This is a genomic window from Streptomyces sp. S465 (assembly GCF_026898115.1).
Lineage (GTDB): Bacteria > Actinomycetota > Actinomycetes > Streptomycetales > Streptomycetaceae > Streptomyces > Streptomyces luomodiensis.
The window spans coordinates 7443422-7466679 of record NZ_CP114036.1; the positions used below are offsets into that span (position 1 = coordinate 7443422).

Consider the following 23258-nt stretch of genomic DNA (forward strand, 5'->3'; position numbering starts at 1 on the left):
GAGCCAACGCCTGTCAGTGCCCCGTGCAAGTCTCGCCACGCCCGCACATGTCCGCCACCGACCCGAGAGACCGATGGAACCGACCCTGCCGCTCTTCAACGAGGAGCCCGCCCGGCCACTCGCCGACCTCCTGCGCCCCACCCAGCTGGAAGATGTCGTCGGACAGGACCACCTCCTGGCCCCGGACGCCCCACTTGGCCGCATGGTCGCCCAGCAGCGCCTCAGCTCCGCCATCCTGTGGGGGCCGCCCGGTGTCGGGAAGACGACCATCGCCCGGCTCCTCGCGGACGGCAGCAACCTGGCCTTCGAACCGGTATCGGCCACCTTCTCCGGCGTGGCCGAGCTGCGGAAGGTCTTCGCCGCCGCACAACGCCGGCGCGGCATTGGCCAGGGCACCCTGCTGTTCGTCGACGAGATCCACCGCTTCAACCGCGCCCAGCAGGACAGCTTCCTTCCCTACGTCGAGGACGGCACGATCACTCTGATCGGCGCCACCACGGAGAACCCGAGCTTCGAACTCAACGGCGCCCTCCTCTCCCGCACCCAGGTCCTCGTCCTCAAACGCCTCGACGAAGCCGCCCTGTCCACGCTGCTCCACCGCGCCGAGCAGCTCACCGGCCACCGGCTGCCCCTGGACGACGACGCCCGCCGCGCCCTGATCGCCTTGGCCGACGGCGACGGCCGCTACCTCCTCAACATGGCCGAACAGCTCCAGGCCCTCCCCGACACCGAAACCACCATGGACGCCACCGCGCTCGCCGATCACATCCAGCAGCGCGCCCCGCTGTACGACAAGGCGCAGGAGAGCCACTACAACCTGATCTCCGCGCTGCACAAGTCGATGCGCGGCTCCGACCCGGACGCGGCCCTGTACTGGCTCGCCCGCATGCTCGACGGAGGCGAGGACCCTCTGTTCGTCGGCCGCCGGCTGGTCCGTTTCGCGAACGAGGACATCGGCATCGCCGACCCGCACGCCGTCCAGCAGGCCCTCGCCGCCTGGGACGTGTACGAGCGACTCGGCTCCCCCGAAGGCGAGCTGGCGATCGCCCAGGCCGTCGTCTACCTCGCCACCGCCCCCAAGTCCATCGCCGTCTACCGCGGCTTCAACGCCGCACACCGAGCCGCCCGCCGCACCGGCTCCCTCATGCCACCCGCCCACATCCTCAACGCCCCGACCCAGCTGATGAAGAACCTTGGCTACGGCAAGAACTACCGGTACGACCCCGACACCACCGACGGCTTCTCCGGTGCCGACTACTTCCCCGACGACATGAACCGAGAGACCTACTACCAGCCCACCCGCAACGGCTACGAAGCCCAGATCACCGAACGCCTGCGCCGCTGGGCCGCACTGCGCGCTCGTAGCCAAAGCGACTGACCCACTGACACCCGCGAAGATTCCGTCGTACGGAACTCACTCGCCTCACCGGGAAGCTCTCGCTGCCGATCGTCGCGGCCGTTCGTCGCCCGTCAACCTCGTTCTTCCTCGCTACGCTGCGGGCGCTCCAGGTTGACCGCCTCCTCATCGGCGGCAAAGGGCAGCAGCTATCGAGCGATGCACATCTGCATGCTGAACGCCGGTTCGTCGGCATCTTGAGCGTGGTCCAACATCACATTCCGTGTTCGCAGAAATGAGTAGTTCTGAGAGACCGGAGATCCCCGCCGGACCGCATCCGATTTGTCTCTGATCCTCGTTCTCACAACCTCTCGCAAAACGGCTTTCGCACAAAGCCCCTCGCGATAGGTTCTGCGACATGCCCCAGCCCGCCGCACCGGCCGCCGTCGTCGAACAGTTCGACTGCCCCACCTGTGAAGTGCCCGCCGGAAGCACCTGTCGCACCCGCGGTGGCAAAGTCGCCCCCAAGTACCACACCCCGCGCTTCATGCTCGTCCCCCAGCTCCGCGCCGAGCTCGAAGTCCGCACCCCCGCCGACCGCGGACCCGGCCGAGTATGGGAGATGGGCCCGGCCATCGACGCCGCAGCGCCCGAGGCCACCACGAAGCCCACGAGGGTGGGATACGCGAGGTGCAGCACCGCCCAGCAAGAGCTCCAGAGCCAGCTCGACGCCCTCGAAGAGGCGGGCTGCGATCCCGTGTTCTCAGAGAAGATCAGCACCCGGGTCAAGGTCCGGCCAGAGTTCGTCAAGGCGATGGACTTCGCCCGCACCATCAAGAAGGCCGTCCCCCACCAGCGGGTGATCCTCACCGTGCACGAGATGAAGCGCCTCGGGCGCGGCGCCGCCGAGCTGCTGACCATCGCCGAGGACCTGCGCCACCACGACATCCAGCTCGAACTCCTCACCGGCCCCCTCCAAGGGGTCTACGACCCGTCCGGGCACGGGCGCGCCTGTTCGCGTTCTTCGCCGGCATGGCCGAGTCCCAGCGTGAGTACATCCGGGAGAAGTCCCTGGAAGGTCAGGCGTCGGCCCGCGAGCGTGGCCGTCACGGCGGACGGCCCAAGGTCGTCGACGATGACATGACCGCCTACGCCCGTAGTCTGCGGGCCAACGGCGTGCCCGTCCCCGAGATCGCCCGCAAGCTCGTCATCACCTCAGGCAAGAACCAGGGCAAGCGGCCCTCGGTCGCCACCGTCTACCGCATACTCGCCGAGGATGAGCCGGAGAGCTGAGCGGCCATCCGGGGCTTCCCGTCCTGGTCTTTGCGGCGGGGCACCGTCTTGAGGGTGATCTGGAGGAAGGAGTGGGACCAGTTGTTCCTGGTCCGGATATGCCATGGCGCTCGTATGCGGCAGATCGGGCAGCCCGAAGCATCACGGCTGAGCCATTTGGGTGATATCGCATAGCTGACCCTTGTCACCTGTTTGACATTATGGGTCACTTTGAGTAGTGGAGCCGGTGGGCCGCCCACCCTTTGCCGGGGAACGTGCTGTAGGTGGCAGTCGCGGTTCTCTCGCGTGGCCGTTCGGCCATGAGGACCATCGGCCGCCTGGAGCGCGGGCCGCGCTGCCGCAGGCGGAGCCCCACAGCGGCATCAACCGACGTCCCTGCCCTGGGGCTGCGTCTCCGCCCGGGCAGTGGCTGCGGTTTCCCGATACGTGCTCAGAAAGGCTGTGCCGTGACCGTCTTGACCCGACCTGATCCGCTGCTGGGCGCCGTCGCGCTGCCCCGGCAACGCTCCACGGCGCTGGCGGCGTCCAACATCACCATCCCTGTGGGCAGTTCCCCGCTCGGTGTGGCGCTGACGCCCGACGGGACACATGCCTACGTCGCGAACCGGGCGTCGAACACCATCAGCGTGATCGACACCGCCACCAACACCGTCACCGCGACCATCGCCGCCGCCGGTGGCCCGATCTTCCCGGCGGTCTCCCCGGACGGCACCCGCGCCTACGTGACCCTGGCCGATGCCAGCACGGTCGGTGTGATCGACACCGCTGCCAACACCATCACGGCCACCATCGCGGTCGGCGCCGGACCGGCCGTGGTAGCGGTCTCCCCGGACGGCACCCGCGCCTACGTCACCGTCCAGAGCGCCAACACCCTCAGCGTGATCGACACGGCCACCAACACCGTTACCGCCACCGTGAACACCGGGCCCTTCCCGGTCGGCGTCGCCATCTCTCCCGACGGCACCCGCGCCTACGTCTGCAACGTGGGCGACAGCACCGTCAGCGTGATCGACACCGCCACCAACACCGCCACCGGCAGCTTCACCGCAGGCGACGTGCCGGTGATCGTCGCCTTCAGCCCGGACGGTACCCGCGCCTACGTCTGCAACGCGGGCAGCGACACCGTCAGCGTGATCGACACCGCCACCAATACCGCCACCGCCACCATCGGCGTCGGCACCACGCCTCGTTTCGTGGCGGTGAGCCCGGACGGGGCCACCGCCTACGTCGTCGACTTCGCCGACAACGCCGTCAGCGTGATCGACACCGCCACCAATACCGCCACCGGCAGCATTGCCGTGGGTAATGGCCCCGTCTGCGTCGCGGTCGCCCCCACCGGGACCCGGCTGTACGTGACGGACAGCGCCGACAACACCGTCAGCGTGATCGCCCTGACGCTCGTGCCCAGCCAGGGCTCCACCGCAGGTGGCACCATCGTGACCATCCGAGGCCACGACCTGGCTGGCGCAACTGCCGTGCGCTTCGGCGACAAACCCGCCACCATCCTGGCCAACACCGCGACCTCCGTCACCGTCCGCACCCCCGCCGGACAGGGCGCGGTCCCCGTGACCGTCACCACCCCCGGCGGCACCGGCAACTTCGGCACCTTCTACTACCGCCCCGCCCCGCTGCTGACCGGGATCACCCGGACCACGGGCCCCGTCACCGGCGGAGGAACCGCCGTCATCACCGGAGCCAACCTGGCCGGAACCACCTCGGTGCGCTTCGGCTCCAGAGTGGCCACCATCCAGTCCGTCACCGACACCGCCGTCACCGTCGCCGTCCCCAGCGCTCCCTCCTCCGGCCTGGTCTCGGTCACCGTCGTCACATCCGCAGGGAACGCCACCGGCCTGACCTTCACCTACCTCGACACACCCTCTCTGACTGCCGTCAGCCCCGGCATCGGACCAACCAGCGGCGGCACCGCCGTCACCATCACCGGCGCCAACCTCGCCACCACCCAGGAAGTCACCTTCGACAACACCGCTGCGGCCTATGTCGTCATCTCCGACCAGATAATCAGCGCAGCCGCCCCGCCCCACCCCGCCGGAGGAATCACCATCACGGTCAGCACCCTCGGCGGCAGCTCCCAGAGCACCTACACCTACCTCAACGGACCCGCCATCTGACCCCGCCGCCGGCCCGACCACGGCCGCCTTCCGCCAAAGAGCGGACAGCGGTCCTCTCCGGGAAGCCGCCACCACGCTGGCCCTTCCTGAAGAGTGATCGTCTTCTCACCCTGCACCCGCCGGTCCCGTTGATCGCAACGATCAGCGCAAGGCGGTGCGGGCCAATCGGATCGTCTGTGGCTGCTGCATCCTGATGGGGACTGTAAGACGTTCGGTGTAACTCCCGATCATGGAAGATGCATCGATGTCCAGTGAGAAGGTGTCCGAGGCTGAGGCCGTCGAGCCTACGAAGGCTGCGCGGGTGAAGGCCGTGGACGAACAGTTGATCGACGGGCTGGTGAGCCGAGCGCAGGCCGAGGGTCTGCAGCTGACCGGCGAGGGCGGGCTGCTGCAGCAGCTGACCAAGCGGCTGCTGGAGTCCGCCCTGGAAGGCGAGATCACCAACCACCTCGGCTACGACAAGCACGAGCCGGCGGGCAAGAACGGCGGCAACTCCCGCAACGGCAAACGCTCCAAGACCGTGCTGGCCGACGTGGGGCCGGTGGAGATAACCGTGCCCCGCGACCGGGAAGGCTTCTTCGAGCCCAAGATCGTCAAGAAGCGGCAGAAGCGCCTGCCCGGCGTCGACGAAATGGTGATCTCGCTGGCCGCGAAGGGCCTGACCACCGGCGAGGTCCAGGCCCATCTGGCCGAGGTCTACGGCGCCGACGTCTCCCGTCAGACCATCTCCACCATCACCGACAAGGTCCTCGAGGGCATGGCCGAATGGCAGAGCCGACCCCTCGACACCGTCTATCCGGTGGTCTTCATCGACGCCATGCACGTGAAGATCCGCGACGGCGCGGTCGCCAACCGGCCCATCTACGTGGCCCTGGCCGTCACCACCGAGGGCCGGCGCGAGATCCTCGGGCTATGGGCCGCCGGCGGCGGCGGGGGCGCCAAGCACTGGCTGGACATCCTCACCGAGATCAAGAACGGCGGCGTGAGCGAGTGCTCATGCTCGTCTGCGACGGTCTCAAGGGCCTGCCCGAGGCGGTGGAGACGGTCTGGCCCCGTACCATCGTGCAGACCTGCGTGGTCCACCTGCTGCGGAACTCCTTCCGCTCTGCAGCCCGCCAGGACTGGGACAAGATCGCCGAGCTCCTCAAGCCCGTCTGCACCGCACCGACCGAAGAAGCCGCCCTGGACCGGTTCGCCGAGTTCGCCGACGCGTGGGGCAGGAAGTATCCGGCGATCGTGAAGCTGTGGGAGAACACATGGGAGGAGTTCACCCCTTTCCTGCGGTTCGACACCGAGATCCGCCGCATCGTCTGCACCACCAACGCGATCGAGTCGGTCAACGCTCGGATCCGGCGAGCGGTCAAGTCCCGCGGACACTTCCCGAACGAGCAGGCCGCCCTGAAGTGCGTCTACATGGCCATCATGTCGCTCGACCCCACCGGCAAGGGCCAGGCTCGCTGGACCATGCGCTGGAAGACCGCGCTGAACGCCTTCGACATCACCTTCGACGGCCGACTCTCAGCCGCCCGCCACTAACCAACCACCCCAGTTACACCGCTCGTTTGACAGACCCGCCAGGAGTTGGCCCGCTACACCCTGACCGGCGGCGGGCACTACACCGCGATGATCATGGCCAAGGTGGTCAGGAGCGGGAACGGCTGGCAGATGACCGCGATCGGCAGCCCCTCCAATGGCCGCACGTTCGAGGACCTCCTCCCCGACATCACCCCTCACCTGTAACGCCTCGCCGCGGCAGACGGTCGGCGGGGCGCTGGACCCATGGCGCTGAGGGCCGTCGGCGAAGAAGGCCCAGCCCACCATCGCGTACATGCGCGGGGCACTATGGACAACCACGTGGCGCCAGCGTCGCAGGCGCGGTGGTAGCGGTGCGCCCCTCAGCTGTTCGACAGGGCCCCGTATCAGTCAGCTAACGCCGTCTCTGCCTACTGGTGGCCGGCTGCCTTCTTCGTTTCGCGGGGCTGGCCGTCAGCGTGCTGCCGTACCGGCGTGGAGCGTCCGCCACGGACGCGGGTGCCGCACCTGTGGTGCACGTGAGGTCCCCTCACCAAGGTGACCTGGCCGGGCTCGAGCACCGGGCGGGGTCGCCGTCCGAAGATGGACGGGACCTACCCCGCGCCTGTGGGGAAGTCGTCGGGGACGGCCATTGCGTTGTGGCCGTCGAGGGGGATCACGGTCCCCGAGTCGGTTCTCCCGCACTCCTTCGTCGTGACTCCCGCCGAGTACTCGACCCCGTGGCTACGACAGAAGCAGCTCTCCCCGCGACACCGGCGTGTACGTATGGTGCGTGTCGGTCCTCGGACATGTACCATTTCCCCACGGTTGTTCGTCGACCGTGGGGATTTGTCGTTCTTCGGGTCGAGCGTGACCTCGGCGTTCACGGTCGCTTGCGCTGGAGCGTAGGTGAGCCGGAGCCCCAGCAGGCGGTAGATCTCGGCCTTGTCTTCGGCCTCGGCTTGCTGAATGACGGTCGTCAGATCGCTGATGGACCGGACGAGCCGGGCGATCTCATCGCGGGACATTCTCGTGCCCGGCCCCTTCGATGCCGTACGGAGTTCGGCTTCGGCCCTGGCCCGACGGGTTTGTGTCTCGGCGATCCACTGTGTGACGAGGGTGGGGTCGGCGCCGGCTTCGAGGGCGGCTCGGTGGGTGGCCAGTTTGGCATCGCAGTCGGCGATGACCTCACGGGCGGCCGCGACAGCGGCGGACTCTGGTTCGGGTGCCGCTGCGGTCGTCGCCATGAGGTCGATCGTGTCGTCAAGCCGGTGCGGCAGGAACACGGTCGCCAGCCAGCTGTCGAGTGGCACGGTGATCCAGCTCTCGCGGAGGTAGATGTTGCGGGGGTGGTGGACGCGGTTGGCCAGGGCGTATTCCTCGGGGAAGCGGCAGCGGTAGTAGGCGTCGCCGTGGAACCACTGTCCTTGCATCCGACGTGTGCAGATACCGCAGGTAATGCGTCCGCGGTACAGGTAGGAGCTGCGGGTGCGGTGCTTCTGGTGAGTGGTGCCGGGGCGCGAACGGACCGCGAAAAGGTCCTGGACGCGGGCGAAGACGTCATCGTCGACCAGCGGAGTGTGGACGATCTTCTTCGAGACGATCCACTTGTCCTGGCTGTTCCAGCGCATGGCGGTGGTGTAGCCGAGGGTGACGTCGTGGATATCGAGCAGTGCTTCGTGTTTGTGCTGCCGGTTCCAGACCTGACGGCCGGTGTAGCGGGGATTGCCGAGGATCGCGCGGACGGCGCTTTTGGCCCATGCACGAGTGTCGCGATGGGGGTTGCGGGCCCGGTCGTGGGCGGAGGGGCTGGGGATGCCGTCGCGGGTCAGGCCCTCGGCGATGGTGAAGATGCCGTGGCCGCTGAGGAACTCGGTGAAGATTCTGGCCACGACCGGGGCGGTGTCCGGGTCCGGTTCGAGGCCGTGCAGACGTTTGCCGTCGGCTGCCTTGCCGGGATTGGGGTGATGGCCGAGGTCGCTGAGCCGGTATCCGTACGGGGGCCTGCCACCGAGATAGCGGCCCTCCATCAGGGCCTGGGAGGCCATGGCGGAGTGCACGCGGACTTTGATGCGGTTGCGCTCGCCCTTCGACATGCCGCCGAAGACCGACATGATCAGGTCGTGGGCCTCGTTGTCCGGATCGATGGGACCGCCGACTTCCGGTACCCACAGCGGCACGCCGTAGTGGACGAAGAGTGGGAAGGTGTTGCCGAACTGGCTGCCGTAGAAGGCTCGCTGGGGCTCACCGATGACCACTGCGTCGAACCCGCGGCGGCTATCGGCGAGTGCGGCCAGCAGCGCTGCCGCCCGGGGGCGGCGTTTCCAGGGCAGAGCACGACTCTGGCCGACATCGAAGTACTCGGCAACGATCTCCCCACCCGCGGGTTCGATCAGCGCCTGGGCCCTGTTCAGCTGCCATAGGCGCGAGGCTTCCGGGTCTTGCTGGTCCTCGGTGGAGACGCGTCCGCAGAAGGCGAACAGCAGCCCGCGGCCGGCGGTCGGCACGGGTGCAGGCGTGAGTTGGTCTTGTCGAAGCCATGGGAGTGGGCGGTCGTCATCAGCCATCGGGGGACCCTTTCGGTCCTTGGTAGTCCTGGTGGTCCACCACCGATAGCTCCGTCTTTTGAAGAGAGCCAGCCCGCCCGGCGTGTCGGGTGAGCATTCCTGCTGTTCTTCGGTACGAGTCCGCGCGCTGTCACGCACGTCGGTATCTACAGCGGCCACCACCACATGATCGACGCACCCCACCCCGGCGCCGTGGTCAGAGAAACCCGCCTCAAGCTGACCGGTCCCACCTACCAGGGAGCAACCCGCCCGAGTCCGCGCGGTACGCAGTGAGCACGCACTCCACCCCCGCCGAGATCGACACCTTGATGCGCACGCTCGTCCGCATCCTGGCCGGCGTCGCCGGCCTCGCCCTCATCTTCACCGCCGTCAACGTCACCCTCTTCGCCGTCGACCACCACATCCCTTGGCCGATCGCCGTCCTCCTCGACCCGATGGTCGCCCTCACCCTCACCAGCGTCCTCTACGCCGACGCACGACTCGCCGGCTGGGGCATCCCCCACCACGCTGGTCCACCGCCCTGCGCTGGTCCGCCGACTTGGCCGCTACCGTGATGAACACCTGGACCTCTCTCTGGCCCGACGACCACATCGGCTGGCCTCGCCATGCCGACCCCGCCGGGGTGCTCCTCCACGCAGTACCGCCCTTGCTCCTCATCGGCCTGACCGAAACCGTCGCCGCCTACCGCCGCTGCACCTCCCAGACACACTCGCACCCCACCACCGCACCCCACGACGACCACCGTGAGGAGCACCCCAGGAACGCGCCGGGAGCACCCGCACCCCCCGCTCCGCCACCGTCTGCGCGCGCTGAAGACGGGCGCCCGACAGCGGCCACCACACGCCACGACAGCCACGAACCCACCCCCGATAGGCTCGTGGACCAGCCCGATGGACACAGCCGCGCAGACGCCGATGTGTACGCGCGGGCTCTTGCACTGGACCTGGCGGCCCGCCAGCGCACCGGTCAGCCGATCAGCATCCGCCAGCTCCGCCGCCACCTGCACCTGGGCCAACACCGCGCCCGAGAGCTCCGCACCCGGCTCGACACCGAGCGCACCCCGGGAGCACCCGCACCTCACCCCGCACCCGGCAGGTCACCCCAAGAAGCACCCGCGGGGGTGACGGGAGCGGCTTGACTAGTTGGCCGCCACAGAGCGTTCATAGTCGTCGCCGCGGGCCACCGCGTAGGCCACGCGCCGCGAGCACCCCAGCCGGGGCTCTCTCCACAACCACCCACCACCCCATGCGGGAGACCCCACCATGCCAACCACCACCAACACCACCAACACCGGCAACACCACAACCACCACCAACCAACCCGACCCCGCTCAGCTATCCGGCGCCACCGCCGCCGTATGGGCCGCACTGAACAACCAGCCCGGCACCACGAGCACCGCCCTCGCCCAGGTCGCCGGTGTCGGCCGGTCCACCACGACCATCCCGCGCTCACTGCAGAGTCCCCCGCATCCGAGGACGACGCATCAGAACACGGCGACGCTGATGAAGACGGGGAGCGGCGTACTGCGAGCGAACCCTCGGAGGGAGTAGAAATCGACGATGCGCCGGCGCCGACGCCCGCGTCCGAGCCTCCAACAAGCGAGGCGGCCTCGGAGGACACAAAGACGGAAGAGACCCAGCCGACCGTCAACCAGACCGACTACCGGACCCGCCTCGCCCCTGGTGCCCTGCGCCAGCTGGTCGTCGGCCACCTCACCGCGCATCCCGACGAGGCGTTCACGGCCACACGCATCAGCCGAATCATTGAAAAAAGTTCCGGCGCCATCGCCAACGCCCTGGTCACCCTGAGACAAGCAGGGCGTCGCCGAACAGGTCACCGAACGCCCACGCACCTACCGCATCACCACGGCAGCAACCAGGAGCGGCGAGGCGTAGACCGCCACGAACGGACCAGCGGCCGGGTACCGCCATTCAATTGGGACGGTACCCGGCACGTACCGTCCATCCGTGTCGTGTTCGAGGGTCCGCTGGTGGCTTTCAGGTGACGGGACGCCCAGCTTGGAGTCGTGAGGAGCTAGGGTCCGTCTTCAAACGGATCTTGCCCAGAGCAGGAGCGATGCGAGGGTGACCGCCGCTTCGTAGGAAGTGGCGGTCTTGTCGTATCTGGTGGCGATCCCGCGGAAGCCCTTGAGCCGGTTGAAACAGCGCTCGATCATGTTGCGCCGCCGGTAGGTCTCCCGGTCGAACCCTGGCGGTCGGCCGCCGTGGCCTCCGCGCCTCAGCCGGTGCCGTCGCTGGTCGGTCTTCTCGGGGATGGTATGCGCAATGCCGCGTCTTCGTAGGTAGGCACGGAAGCCGCGGAAGCTGTAAGCCTTGTCTGCGATGACCTGGCCGGGCCTGGACCGAGGCCGGCCCAGGCCGGTGCGGGGAACACGGATCCGTTCCAGCAGAGGGCGTGCGCAGACACTGTCGTGGCGTTGGCCGGGCGTCACCAGGATCGCGAGCGGGCGGCCCTTGCCGTCGCGGGCGAGGTGAATCCTGGTCGTCAGCCCGCCTCGGGATCGGCCGAGGGCGTGATCGTCCGGTTCGTCCTGCCGATGCCGCCCCCTTTTCGGCCGGTGGCGGCGGCGTGCTGGTGGGCGCGGACGATGGTGGAGTCGATCTGGACCAGCCAGTCGATATCGCCGGCCGCGTCGGCGTGGGCTTGGATCTGCTGCAGGGCCTGTGTGAAGACTCCGTCGAGGGCGTAGCGGCGGAAGCGGGTGTACACGGTCTTCCACGGCCCGTAGCGTTCCGGCAAGTCACGCCAGGAGATCCCGGTGCGGATCTTGTAGACCATCCCGTTGACGACCTGCCGGTCCTCCACGCGGGGCCGCCCCGTCGCGGCCCGGGGTATCAGCGGAGCGAGTAACTCCCACTCCTGATCAGTGAGTTCATGACGACGTACCACGACACCATGATCTACCACCCGGATGATCTTTGAAGACGGACCCTAGCGCCCGCCCTTGCCGTAGTGGGCCCAGCCCTGGTCGAGGAACCGGAAGCCGGCCTCCACGGACGCCCCCGGGTCAGGTTCGCGGACCGCGATGAGCTGGATCTGCAGCGCGAAGCGCACGTAGAAGCGGATCTCTTCACTGGGCTCGGCGAGACCGAACTCCTCGGTGAGCGTGGCGATCAACGCATCCTCGTGACGCAGCCACATCTTCTCCGCGTAGTCGATCAACGCCGGCGTGCCGTCCATCAGTGCGAGGATCCGGCTTTGCGGCTCCGTTTTCAGCGCGGCGATCTCCGCCAGGTAGTGCGCCTTGAGCGCGTCGGAGACCGAAACGCCCGGGGGGCGGTCCCGGACGGCGGCCACCAGCCGGTCGTGCCGTTCCTTCTCGTCCGCGAAGACGAGCGCTTCCTTGTGCGGGAAGTGCGTGAAGACCGTCTTGGGTGTCACGTCGGCCTGGTCCGCGATCTCGCGCACCGTCACCGCATCGAAGCCTCGCTCCAGGAACAGTGCCGTCGCCGCTTCCAGGATCGTCGCCCGCGTCGCTGCCTTCTTGCGCTCACGCCGCCCCAGGGGCTCTTCATCCACCATCCCCTCATAATACCCTCGAACTCTTTCTACCTTGAAGTTAAAAGTAATCTCGATATAGTAAGAGTGTGAGTGAAGCTAATTCTGCTGCCCTCACGAGTCCTGTGCCGTTGACAGCGGCTGCTCTGTTCCGCAGGCGGCAGCGCACGTACCCCGCGGGCCCGCCCGACGCGGACACGGCGACTGCACCCCAGGACATCAACCCCGCCAGCCGAAATCACCTGTCACAGGCGGCCTTTGGCCACCTCTATGCAACCGTCCAGTGAAAGGGAACGACGATGAACACCGCCATCCACACCACCGATGCCCCCGGGAGCTCCGCCCCCCACGCCCCCGCCTGGGTGCGTACCTGGGGTGCCTCGCCTCAGGCCCCGGACAACTCCGTCAGCTCGCTGGAGCCCTTTGCCGACGCCACCCTGCGTCAGCTCGTCCGCATCAGCGGCGGCGGCCGACGTCTGCGCATCCGCCTCAGCAACGAATACGGCACCGCGCCCCTGACCGTCGGCGCCGCCCGCGTCGCTCTCGCCGCCGACCGCGAGGGCGCGATCCAGGACGGCAGCAGCAAGGCCGTGACGTTCAGCGGCCAGCCGACGATCACCGTGCCGACCGGCGCCCCGGCCCTGAGCGACCCCGTCGACCTGGCCGTAGACGACTCGGCGCAGCTGGCCATCAGCCTTTACCTGCCCGGCCGCGTCGACGCCGCCACCTGCCACGGCACCTTCGGCACCCTGGGCTGGCTCACGCCCGGCAACACCACCGAACACGCCGCACTGCCCGGCGACGCCACGCCTCTTGCGGCGCAGGCCCTGCTCACGGCCGTGGAAGTCGAGCCCGAGACCCCCACCCGGGCCATCGCCGTGCTCGGCGACTCCCGCGTCGACGGCATCGGCTCCACGCCCGGCACCGACCGGCGCTGGACCGACCTGCTCGCCGCGCGCCTGCACACCCACAACAGCCCGACCCGGTGCGTGGTCAGTCAGGGCATCGGCGGCAATCGCCTGCTCACCCACGGCATCGGCACGGCCGCCCTCGCCCGCTTCGACCGCGACATCCTCGCCACACCGGGCCTGGCCCATGTCGTGATCGCCGTCGGCAACGACCTCGTCTTCTCCTACGCCCCGCGCACCGAGGAGAACGCCGCCTTCCTCGCCATGTTCCCCGGCGAGCCCGTCGGCGTTGACGACATCATCGCCGCCCACCTCCAGGCAGCAGCCCGCGCCCACGCCCACGGCGCGAAGGTGTACGCCGCGACCATCGCCCCCTACGGCGACTCCGACATGTACAGCCCCGAAGGCGACAAGGCCCGCGAGCAGATCAACACGTGGATCCGCACCAGCGGCGCCTTCGACGCCGTCCTCGACTTCGACGCCGTCTGGCGCGACCCCGCCGACCCCAGCCGCATCCGCGACGACCTGCACATGGGCGACAACCTCCACGGCAACGACGCCGGCTACGCCGCCCTCGCCCAGTCCATCGACCTCACCCTCTTCGACTGACCTTCTGCCAAGACCTCACCGAACACGCACCCCCACGACACGGACAGGCAGTAAACGCATGAAAGCAGCAAAGTGGGCCGTCGCCGCAGTCATCTGCGCCGCGGTCGCCCTCGGCCTCTACACGAACGCGGCGGCGACCGCGGCCACGATCGGTGCCGTACTCGTTCTGGGACTCCTCTACGTGTACTTCATCTAGGGTCCGTCTTCAAAGATCATCCGGGTGGTAGATCATGGTGTCGTGGTACGTCGTCATGAACTCACTGATCAGGAGTGGGAGTTACTCGCTCCGCTGATACCCCGGGCCGCGACGGGGCGGCCCCGCGTGGAGGACCGGCAGGTCGTCAACGGGATGGTCTACAAGATCCGCACCGGGATCTCCTGGCGTGACTTGCCGGAACGCTACGGGCCGTGGAAGACCGTGTACACCCGCTTCCGCCGCTACGCCCTCGACGGAGTCTTCACGCAGGCCCTGCAGCAGATCCAAGCCCACGCCGACGCGGCCGGCGACATCGACTGGCTCGTCCAGATCGACTCCACCATCGTCCGCGCCCACCAGCACGCCGCCGCCACCGGCCGAAAAGGGGGCGGCATCGGCAGGACGAACCGGACGATCACGCCCTCGGCCGATCCCGAGGCGGGCTGACGACCAGGATTCACCTCGCCCGCGACGGCAAGGGCCGCCCGCTCGCGATCCTGGTGACGCCCGGCCAACGCCACGACAGTGTCTGCGCACGCCCTCTGCTGGAACGGATCCGTGTTCCCCGCACCGGCCTGGGCCGGCCTCGGTGCAGGCCCGGTCAGGTCATCGCAGACAAGGCTTACAGCTCCCGTGGTTTCCGTGCCTGCCTGCGCAGACGCGGCATTGCGCATACCATCCCCGAGAAGACCGACCAGCGACGGCACCGGCTGAGGCGCGGAGGCCACGGCGGCCGACCGCCAGGGTTCGACCGGGAGACTTACCGGCGGCGCAACATGATCGAGCGCTGCTTCAACCAGCTCAAGGGCTTCCGCGGGATCGCCACCAGATACGACAAGACCGCCACTTCCTACGAAGCGGCGGTCACCCTCGCATCGTTCCTGCTCTGGGCAAGATCCGTTTGAAGACGGACCCTAGTTCGGAACACGCCAGAAACGTGCCACGCCCCATAGCGCGTCGTTGGTTCTTGGCTTGGTACTCCAGCTGTAGATCGTGATCCGAGAGAGGCGCGTCGGTGACGGCCGTTATTCCAGCCATATCCCGTCGCGCATGATGACTCTCCCGCGTAGTTCCGACTCGCCGCGCCAAGCGCGCACAGTCCTCGGAACCACGCGAACATACAGAAAGAAACCCTCTTCCACCCGTGGATCCCACCCGAACTTTTCGGCGAACGCCTCCGCTGCGCCTCCGGGCACCTCCTGGTCCGGAAAGCATTCCGCCTCACCCTGGAGGAGCACCACGTCGAAGGTGTCCGGTAGCGACAGGCGCACGCGCGGCTCTTTGCGGACGTTCCGCGCGGTCACGGAAGTGGCGCTGGTGCACACCCACACTGCCCGCCCATCCCACAAGAACCACAGCGGCACCTGGTGCGGCCCGTGATCAGGGTGAGCCGTCGACACCCATACATCCCGCTCGGTGACGAGCCGCTCCAGAGCGTCGCGCATACGCTCCGCCGTCTGGCGACGAACGATTCCCGTGGACTCCATGAGGACCGACCCTAGCCAAGCAGGCGCGAAGCGCGCCTGATGCGCAGGACCTACTTCCAGCGACCGATGAACGCCCTCACGTTGTGGCTCGGGGCGACCAACTTCGGTGATCAGAGTGGCCAGCGGAAGCGCTCAATCACACTTGTCTCCGGTAATGGCTGGCTCGTGATCGCGCCTGATGGCTGCGTCCGGTGGCTATGTTCACGAGTTCCGACAGCAGTTGTTCAGGACGCCGGGAGGCGCCTGGCCGACGCGCTGTTCGATGTTCACGAGAGAGGGCAGCACCGCGGTTCCGGGCGCGCGTCGCGGTTCTGACCCCGCTCGACCAATGGTCCCGGCCGTGGCTGCGGCCGAGTGCCGATACCGCTGCCATGGGTGTCGGGGGTTGACTCCACCCTTCTCAGTGCCATCAGCGACACCATTGATCGGCATGGTGGCCGGATGTCCTCCATCCGATGAAGGACGAAGAATTCTCTTTGTCCGAACACACCGAAGCACCAGTTTCCAGGGATCAGTCATGACACGTCCCCGCCTTCCCTGCCGACGCATACGCGGCGCGATGTCCGGCATCGTCCTGCTGGCCGTCACCGCCGGTGTCGTCACGGCCTGGGCTGACGAGGAATCCTCTGCGCACACCTCGGCCTTCTCGGCTTCCGCCTCTGCGACCCCCGGGACGCACGGTACAGCGGGGGTGGCCAAGCTGCACATGATCGAGAACGAGGGTCACCGCCTCGCCTTCCACGTCACGGGGGGAAGCGGCCCCGTCATCGTCCTGGACGCCGGCGGCGGCGAGGACTCCTCCTACTGGAAGGATGTCGTCCCCAAACTTCACACAGCCACCGGCGCCAAGATCATCACCTATGACCGGGCCGGTCTGGGCCAGAGCGAGGCAGTCGCCGGACCGTGGCAGGTGGAAAGCGCGGTCAGCGATTTGAAGACGGGCTTGCGGAAGCTCGGCGTGACCAGGGACGTGATACTCGTGTCCCACTCACAGGCAGGCGAGATCGCCACCTACCTCACCAAGCAGAACCCCGGGCTGGTGTCCGGCTCCGTGCTGGTCGACGCGAGCCTGCCCCCTCTGTATACGGACGAGGAGATCGCCCGCATCGTCGCCGCCAACCAGCCCGCGGTCGACGCGGCGAAGAAGGAGCCTTCCAAGCCGCAGAACAAGCAGCTGATCTCCACGGCGGAGAGCTACGCACCGATGCACAAGGCATACCACCAGGTCTCGTGGCCCGACACCGTTCCCGCGACCGTCATCGTGTCGGAGAAGACCCCGTTCGACGGATCGCCCGAGGACGCCCAGCGCTGGCGGGACGCCGCCGCGACGTTCGCGCGCCAGGGGCCGAACCGGGCCCTGGTCACCGCGATGGGAAGCTCGCACGACGTTCCGAAGGACCGGCCCGCCCTCGTGCTCAAGGAGATCGAGAAGATGGCGACCACACAGGGCTGACACGCCGACCTCCGTGGCCACGGCACAACACCCCGCACGTGAGCGAGCCGCATCAGCGCTGTCCGGACTCGCGAATAGTTCGAATCGCCGCCCGGCCCTCACTGCCTCCCGAATCGCTGAACAACTGCGGTCCATTCTGGTGGGCAAAGCCACGTCCGGCATGCTGGCTGGGCTTTACGCGCCCGACGCTCCGAAACCGCGGACTTCGCCGTGCTGACTGCCTACAGGGAACTCCGTGCAGCCTTGCTGCGCGACCAAGGTGAGGTCCCGGTAGCGCGGAGCGCTTTGGTCCGTGCACGGGTTGACGAGCTATTGACGATGCTGGAAGACCCCGAGACCGCTGGGCGCGCGCGGAAATCCTGGAACAGATCGCTTAGACCATCCACGGCAAGACCCGATCTGTTGACTCTCCCAATGGCATGCATGGCAAGAGCCCTGTCAGCGATCGTCATACGAGCCGCTGACAGAGCTCCTCATGTGATCGCGTTACCGGCCACCGCATCCCGCGTGTCCGCAGCCGCCGCACGAGCCGCCGCTATTGCACGCGCATGTGCAGGGGTTTACCCGTCTGCGGCTTGCCGTGGGGGCGGCGGTGCGCTGCTGGGGCAGGGAGACGGTGGGCGGTGTGGTGGGGCGGTCGGGGTTGGCGCGGTGGGCTGCGGTGTCCAGCAGGCGCAGCCGTGCCGGGTAGGGGCGTTGGTCGAGGCGGACCAGGTAATGCGGGAGGGTCGGGTCGGTCAGCCCGGTGAGCTGCCATCCGACGGCGTTGATCAGGTGGGAAGCGGCTTCTGCTTCGAGCCATGCGGCATGGTGGGGTGAGACGCGGGTGGCGTGCTTGTTGCATACGTGTCTCCCGTAGCAGCTTCTTCTAGTTAATTCTCTGCGAATTTCCGGTTCCAGTTGTTGCCGGGAATGCGACCAATGTAGCTCGAAATTGATCAGCCCAGCCCAGCCCAGCCCAGCCCAGTTGGTCGCCCCCTGTGAGGAACGCCTTGTTCCCACCTACTACCTCCAGCAGAGCCTGGGCTGGACCCAAGGCCGTGAAGTTATGGCTCGGGTGGGGATGTCCAGAGGGCCTTGGGCTGTGGTTTCGTCGGACGTGAGGAGCGGAGTCCCGGTAGAACTGGCAGCCGACCAAGACGAGCCGTTCACAAGGTCGGAGGCTCCGCTGTCCGAACAGGTATGCCACCGTGGGCCGCCCCGGTACGCGAGGGCCCCGTCGCTGAGCGTGGCCCCGCAGGTGACGTCACCGGCTCGTGAAGAGGAATCGGGAACGGGCATCCGCTGCCGGCGGCCGGCGCCGTCCTGGATCTGACCGAGGGGCGCACCCGGGGAAGGCCGTCATGCCTCTCTTGCTTCCGCGCTGCGCCTTTCCTCTGGCGCAACAGGAGCCGATCCTGGCTTCAGGACCAGTCGACCAAGGCGAATCCCCATGACCACGGACAACACCGACGACAATTCCACCTCACCGGGAAACCCTTCACCGCGGCGGGAGGCGAGCAGGTGGCTGAGCGGCCCCGCGGCGCTGGCATATGCGGTTGCCATCGTCAGCGCGGTGGCGGCCGCCGTGGCGACTCCTCTCGGGGACCATCTGATGGCGTCGTTCTTCGACGAGCCGACCTGTCCGGGAGAGGCGTGTGACGGCAAGAACCCGCAGAACCAGGGGTGCGGTGAGGATGCCCGCACCTTCAAACCTGCCGTGAACAACCCGGCCCTTCTCCAGATCCGCTACAGCGAGGACTGCAAGGCGGTGTGGGCGAAGATCGAGCACGGTCGCCCTGGGGACGAGGTCACGGTGAAGGTGTTCGGTGGCGCCATGCGAGGGGCTGAGGTCGAGTACGACGACGACAAGTTCACGAACATGGTCGCCGTCGCGGACCGAGATTTCCAGGTCGTGGCCTGTGTGATCCCCAAGCCTGGTGGCGGCAGCGCCTTCGAGCGGTACTGCATCCAGGCGACCGAGGCCAGCGCCTGGCGGTGACGACCGGGACCCTGGGGTGCCGGATCGGGCCCGGCTGATGGCTCCTTCGGCGCCGGCCGAGATCGCGGTCGGCGTGGGGACATGCGTCGTGGGGTTTGTGTCCCGTCTGCAGCAATCTGGTCCCCGTCCCGGATGATCTGGTCTTGCCGGGCCATGTCGGTCCGAGATGCTCTGGCCGGCAGCGGAGCGCGCGCGGCACATTCGCGGCCACGGGACCAGATCGTCTGAAACCCGCCGGCTGACTCCGTCTCCCGGTCGTCGCAGGTCACAGCCACGGCCACGGACGTGATCGTTTGAGACGGGACAGTTCGGCCTGGACGCGGCGGGAAGAGCGGAGGGCGTAGAGGCCGAGGATGTCGGGCGAGTCGCTGTTGCCTGGCCCGCTGTTCCCCGGCCGGGACCCGCATCTACGAGTTTGTATATAAGGAGTAGGGGATGGTTCTAGACTGGGAGGATGACAACTGATCAGGATGTCCCCAGTGGCGTGGATGTCGCGATGCTCCTGCGGCGGGCGCAGTTGCGCAAGCAGGTGGCCTGCGAAGCCGCGCTCGCCGAGGTGGGGCTGACGTTGCCGCAGTGGGGGATGCTGTACGCCGTCGCGACCGAGCCTGATTCCTCGACCCATGCGCTGGCGGTCTTCATCGGGCAGTCCGATCAGTCCGCGGGTGCGGTGGTCGCCCGTCTGCAGCGCCGAGGGTTGATCGAACGCAGGCCCGGCGCGGGCAAGGCGATCCTGCATCGGATCACTCCGGAGGGCGACGAGCTCCTGCGACGTTGCAACCGCACTGTCGAGGATGTGATGACCCGGCTGCTCGCCGGTCTCAGCGATCAGGCCCGTCAGGCCCTACGGACTGCGCTTGAGTCGGTCGCGCAGGCCGCCCTTCCGGAGTCGTCCGGGTCGCACGACGATCTCAGCGAACGGTTCGGGATCCGCTCCGCCACACGTCCTTGATCGACAGGGCGTCCTCGATCCTGCTGGTGGGATCGCCCTGGACCAGCAGCAGATCGGCGCGTGCGCCCGGCGTGATGCGGCCGCGGTCGTGGAGGCCGAACGTTTCGGCGGGCAGACTGGTGGCGGCCCGTAGTGCCTCGGTCGGGGTGAGTCCGGCCCGGACGAGCAGTCGTAGTTCGCCGTGCAGGCTCGCCCCGTGGGCCATGCCGGGGGCGTGGAGCTGGTTGGCGTCGGAGCCGGCGAGGATCGGGACGCCGGTGGCGTGCAGGGCCTTCACCGTGGCTAGGGCGGCGGTGAAATCCCCGTCGGGATAGGTGTTGAACTCGCGGCTGAGGTTGTCCAGCCAGGGCTGGGGCAGGACGGCGGTGACGCGGTTGTCGCGCGCCAGGTCGGCACCGAGGTGCTGGCCGGTGAGCGAGGCCAGCAGGTTCAGTGTCGGGGTGACGAACGCCCCTGCCGCGCGAATCGACTCCAGGAGGTCGGGCGGGCACGGGCCGTCGATGAACAGGTGCGCGAACCCGTCGACACCGGCGGCCAGCGCCCGCCGGGCCGTCTCGATGGTCAGGGTGTGGGCGATCACCATGCGGTCGCGCTCGTGCGCGGCGGTCACCGCCGCCCGGACGACGCTGTCTTCGACGACGGGGACGTCCTTGCCGAGCGTCTCGCCGCTTTCGATCATTACCTTGATGTAGTCCGCGCCTTCCGCGATCCGCTCGTCAACGAAGCCGGCGGCGTCCTCGGCGCGGGTGACCACCGGCAGCTCCGGGTCGTTGCGGCTGCCGCGCAGTTGGGTCGGGTGTCCGCCGGGTGCCGTTAGGCCTATTGAGGCCGAACGGACATCCGCGATGTCGGTCCGCTCTGCGGCGGCGCGGCGCACCTCGTCCATCCGGTGCGGGAAGGAGAACAGGTCCAGCTCGGTGGTCACGCCGAACCGCAGGGCGTGGCCGAGTGTCTCCACGTCGGAATGGGTGTGCGTGTCGATAAGGCCGGGCAGCAGGGTCGCGCCGCTGCCCTCGATCCGCTCGGCCGCGGCAGGCCCGGACCCACCGGGCTCGCCGACCGCGACGATTCGCGACCCTTCCACTTCTACGGTCCGCACGCCGATCATCTGCTCACCGTCGAACACCTGGGCACCCTCGATGACATAGCGTGGCACGAGTACTCCTATATAAGGGTTGGTATATACTAAACCATAGATGTTGTGGGAAGGGTGTCAAGGCGACGCGACCAGGCGTTGATCCGACCGAAGGAGCGTGCGATGCGGCTCATGTCCGGAACTGACTCCGAGCTGACGAAGGTGCTGTCTCTGCTCACCCACGAGCGGCAAGCCCGCGACCGGGGCTGGTGGTCGGTCCTCGCGCGGTACTACACGCCAGAGGCGACCATCCAGACCAGCTGGTTCGACGGCACCGCGGCGGACTACATCGAGGTGTCCAAGCGGGTGTTCGAGCAGACCCCGTCCAACCACCGCCTCGGATTGCCCGTCATCGACATCAACGGCATTCGCGCGATCGCCGAGATGCCGATGACCATCGAGATGCGCGGCACCTTCCGCGGCGTCGAGACCGATCTCACCGCGCACCTGCGGATGCTGCACCGCGCCGAACGGGAAGGGGACGCCTGGCGCCTGGACGCGACGGTCGCGATCTTCGACCACGACACGATGACCCCGGTCAACCCTGCGGCTACCGTCCCTTTCACCCCCGAAGACCTGCAAGGGCGCCGGCCGTCCTACCGCATGCTGAGCCTGTGGATGACCGAACGCGGCTACACCGTCCCCAACGATCGCTACGGCATCGACCGGCCAGCCGACCTCACCGCGCTCTACAACGACGCCTACACCTGGGCCGGCCTGCCGCAACCGCATTGAACCCCCATGGTCCAAGCGGAGAAGACCCGCGTCCTCGCCGCCCCGCTGGGCGCCGAAATCGAGGGCACCGCATAGCCGTCGAGCAGCGTGCTCACCTCCTCACCCTCGTCGTCCTCGTCCAGCTCCGGCGCGTCAGGGTCGCGCAGTGGACGCAGGGCGCCGGCGGCCGGGGTCGAGGCGGTGAAGCTGTAGCGGCCGAGCACGTTGAGGTTGGCGTGCTTGAGCGGGGAGGGCGTGGGAGTTGAAGACCGGCAGCGCGGTCGGGTCGCTGGAGATGTCCTTGTGGTCGATGACCTGGATGCCGGGCGCGGTGGTATCGAGCCAGGCAGGGGTCTGGCCGTCGGTGACGAGGTAAATGGCGCGTATGAAAGGGGCGTACATCTGCAGCGAGCGCAGGGAGTACTTGAGTTCGTCACGGCTGGTGTAGCGGGAGGCGCCGGTTTCCCGGGCATGGATGCGCGGGGTGGCGTCGGTCGGGCGGTGTGCTTCGCGGGTGGCGGTCAGGCGCGGATCGTTGCCGTCGACCCAGGTGTAGACGACGTCGATGGGGAAGTCGACGGTGTCGATGCGCGACTGCTGGAAAGCGTCCCAGGTGGGGTAGGTGCGACCGGATATCGAGCGGGTCGCGGGGACGCGAGCCTCGGTGGGTAGGACGTCCGCGACCGTGTTGGGACGGGGCGCGACGAGGGCGTCGGACAGGACGGCGGCGGGGGCTTGGACACGGAGGGCGGCCAGACGTTCGGCGGTGCGGGACTCGGTGGCCTTGGCGAGGAGCGCCTGGCCGTCACGCCAGAACTCGACGTCGCAGCCGTGGGTGAGGTCGGCGAGGATCTGGTCGTCGGGGCCGAGGAGGATTTCGCCGAAGCGGATGGTGTCCTGGCGTTTGAGTGAGGCGGGCAGGGCACCGTCGGCGTACAGGGCGGCTTCGGTGGGCCAGCGGTTCTTTGTGGGCGTGAGCGCGTACAGAGCAGTGGTGGCGTACAGCTCGCGCAGAGCGGTCAGGAACGCCTTGCGGTCGGCGAAGCGGACGTCGACGACGTGGCGGAGGTGCGAGCGGCCGGGGACCAGGAAGTAGTCGAGGCCGGCGTGGTCCAGTGCATCCGTGATCAGGACGAGGTTGCGGGTGCGGGCATCGGTCTCGGCGAGGGAGTGGACGCGGCGACCGACGTAGCCCTGTGCCTGCCCGGATAACTCGCGCAGGTCACTGTCTCGCGCGAGGAGTGCGGTGCGCCGGACGACGAGTTCCTCCAGGCGCCGGCGCTCGGCCGCTGCCGCGTCGGCTTCGCGCTGGGCGGCGAGGCGTTGCTCGACACGCTCCTGTCGGACGTGGGCGGGCAGGAAGCGTTCATGGATCGCGGTGAGGCGCGACGGCATACCAGGGGGGCCTTCCCTGTGGGGTGGGGCGGCGTACGTGCCGCGGGAGATCGAAAAGGCAATCGCTGGGAT

At 68.0% G+C, this 23258-nt stretch carries 18 protein-coding genes and 3 pseudogenes; 15 read left to right on the plus strand and 6 right to left on the minus strand.

Annotated elements, in window-relative coordinates:
• The first annotated feature begins 73 nt into the window (after positions 1–73).
• From N6H00_RS31520 to N6H00_RS31545, 6 genes and pseudogenes are all read left to right on the plus strand, one after another.
• A complete protein-coding gene (locus N6H00_RS31520; protein WP_268975224.1) occupies positions 74–1378 on the plus strand; it encodes a replication-associated recombination protein A in 1305 nt (434 codons plus the stop codon).
• A gap of 376 nt (positions 1379–1754) precedes the next feature.
• Positions 1755–2480, plus strand: a complete 726-nt coding sequence (locus N6H00_RS31525; RefSeq protein ID WP_268975225.1) for a recombinase family protein — start codon at positions 1755–1757, stop codon at positions 2478–2480.
• Positions 2477–2629, plus strand: a complete 153-nt coding sequence (locus N6H00_RS31530) for a hypothetical protein (protein WP_268975226.1) — start codon at positions 2477–2479, stop codon at positions 2627–2629. The genes N6H00_RS31525 and N6H00_RS31530 overlap by 4 nt, the downstream gene beginning before the upstream one ends.
• Before the next feature lie 446 nt (positions 2630–3075).
• Positions 3076–4758: an IPT/TIG domain-containing protein gene (locus N6H00_RS31535; protein ID WP_268975227.1), complete on the plus strand. Its 1683-nt coding sequence runs from the start codon at positions 3076–3078 to the stop codon at positions 4756–4758.
• A 244-nt stretch (positions 4759–5002) separates the two neighbouring features.
• Positions 5003–6294: pseudogene (locus N6H00_RS31540) on the plus strand (IS256 family transposase).
• Between the two features lie 39 nt (positions 6295–6333).
• Positions 6334–6498, plus strand: a pseudogene (locus N6H00_RS31545) (TerD family protein); the annotation flags it as partial.
• Between the two features lie 386 nt (positions 6499–6884).
• Here N6H00_RS31545 and N6H00_RS31550 read toward each other — a convergent pair.
• Complete coding sequence (locus N6H00_RS31550; RefSeq protein WP_268975228.1) at positions 6885–8837, minus strand: recombinase family protein; 1953 nt, start codon at positions 8835–8837, stop codon at positions 6885–6887.
• A gap of 269 nt (positions 8838–9106) precedes the next feature.
• Between N6H00_RS31550 and N6H00_RS31555 the strand changes: the two genes are divergently transcribed.
• Together N6H00_RS31555 and N6H00_RS31560 are read left to right on the plus strand one after the other, a co-directional pair.
• A complete protein-coding gene (locus N6H00_RS31555) occupies positions 9107–9391 on the plus strand; it encodes a hypothetical protein (protein ID WP_268975229.1) in 285 nt (94 codons plus the stop codon).
• Between the two features lie 708 nt (positions 9392–10099).
• Positions 10100–10387 (plus strand): hypothetical protein, encoded by a 288-nt coding sequence (locus tag N6H00_RS31560; protein WP_268975230.1) that lies wholly within the window; start codon positions 10100–10102, stop codon positions 10385–10387.
• Positions 10388–10884: 497 nt separating this feature from the next.
• Here the strand turns inward: N6H00_RS31560 and N6H00_RS31565 are convergent.
• Together N6H00_RS31565 and N6H00_RS31570 are read right to left on the minus strand one after the other, a co-directional pair.
• Positions 10885–11747, minus strand: a protein-coding gene (locus N6H00_RS31565; RefSeq protein ID WP_268975231.1) for an IS5 family transposase whose coding sequence is annotated in 2 segments (ribosomal slippage) — positions 10885–11388 and positions 11391–11747 — 861 coding nt in all. Because the reading frame shifts where the segments join, the coding sequence is not laid out codon by codon here.
• A 42-nt stretch (positions 11748–11789) separates the two neighbouring features.
• Positions 11790–12380, minus strand: a complete 591-nt coding sequence (locus tag N6H00_RS31570) for a TetR/AcrR family transcriptional regulator (RefSeq protein ID WP_268975232.1) — start codon at positions 12378–12380, stop codon at positions 11790–11792.
• A 275-nt stretch (positions 12381–12655) separates the two neighbouring features.
• Between N6H00_RS31570 and N6H00_RS31575 the strand changes: the two genes are divergently transcribed.
• The 3 genes from N6H00_RS31575 to N6H00_RS31585 all read left to right on the plus strand — a co-directional run bounded on the left by N6H00_RS31575 (position 12656) and on the right by N6H00_RS31585 (position 14974).
• A complete protein-coding gene (locus N6H00_RS31575; RefSeq protein WP_268975233.1) occupies positions 12656–13873 on the plus strand; it encodes a GDSL-type esterase/lipase family protein in 1218 nt (405 codons plus the stop codon).
• 58 nt (positions 13874–13931) lie between these two features.
• Positions 13932–14069, plus strand: coding sequence for a hypothetical protein (locus N6H00_RS31580; RefSeq protein WP_268975234.1), 138 nt, complete (start codon positions 13932–13934; stop codon positions 14067–14069).
• A gap of 42 nt (positions 14070–14111) precedes the next feature.
• A protein-coding gene (locus N6H00_RS31585; protein ID WP_268975235.1) for an IS5 family transposase occupies positions 14112–14974 on the plus strand; the annotation gives its coding sequence in 2 pieces (ribosomal slippage) (positions 14112–14468 and positions 14471–14974; 861 coding nt in all).
• A 120-nt stretch (positions 14975–15094) separates the two neighbouring features.
• On the opposite strand, the gene N6H00_RS31590 is transcribed toward N6H00_RS31585, so the two are convergent.
• Positions 15095–15556 (minus strand): pyridoxamine 5'-phosphate oxidase family protein, encoded by a 462-nt coding sequence (locus N6H00_RS31590; protein ID WP_268975236.1) that lies wholly within the window; start codon positions 15554–15556, stop codon positions 15095–15097.
• Positions 15557–16073: 517 nt separating this feature from the next.
• Here N6H00_RS31590 and N6H00_RS31595 point away from each other — a divergent pair.
• The 3 genes from N6H00_RS31595 to N6H00_RS31605 all read left to right on the plus strand — a co-directional run bounded on the left by N6H00_RS31595 (position 16074) and on the right by N6H00_RS31605 (position 19942).
• Positions 16074–17009, plus strand: coding sequence for an alpha/beta fold hydrolase (locus N6H00_RS31595; protein ID WP_268975237.1), 936 nt, complete (start codon positions 16074–16076; stop codon positions 17007–17009).
• A 1432-nt stretch (positions 17010–18441) separates the two neighbouring features.
• Positions 18442–18990, plus strand: a complete 549-nt coding sequence (locus N6H00_RS31600; protein WP_268975238.1) for a DUF2690 domain-containing protein — start codon at positions 18442–18444, stop codon at positions 18988–18990.
• Between the two features lie 454 nt (positions 18991–19444).
• Positions 19445–19942 carry a MarR family winged helix-turn-helix transcriptional regulator gene (locus N6H00_RS31605; RefSeq protein ID WP_268975239.1) on the plus strand — a complete coding sequence of 166 codons (498 nt, stop codon included), beginning with the start codon at positions 19445–19447 and terminating at the stop codon, positions 19940–19942.
• Here N6H00_RS31605 and N6H00_RS31610 read toward each other — a convergent pair.
• Positions 19902–21098: an amidohydrolase family protein gene (locus tag N6H00_RS31610; RefSeq protein ID WP_268975240.1), complete on the minus strand. Its 1197-nt coding sequence runs from the start codon at positions 21096–21098 to the stop codon at positions 19902–19904. The genes N6H00_RS31605 and N6H00_RS31610 overlap by 41 nt on opposite strands.
• 102 nt (positions 21099–21200) lie before the next feature.
• Between N6H00_RS31610 and N6H00_RS31615 the strand changes: the two genes are divergently transcribed.
• On the plus strand, positions 21201–21812 hold the full coding sequence (locus N6H00_RS31615; RefSeq protein ID WP_268975241.1) for a nuclear transport factor 2 family protein: 612 nt from the start codon (positions 21201–21203) through the stop codon (positions 21810–21812).
• 282 nt (positions 21813–22094) lie between these two features.
• On the opposite strand, the pseudogene N6H00_RS31620 reads toward N6H00_RS31615, so the two are convergent.
• Positions 22095–23186: pseudogene (locus tag N6H00_RS31620) on the minus strand (Stealth CR1 domain-containing protein); the annotation flags it as partial.
• Between the last annotated feature and the right edge of the window lie 72 nt (positions 23187–23258).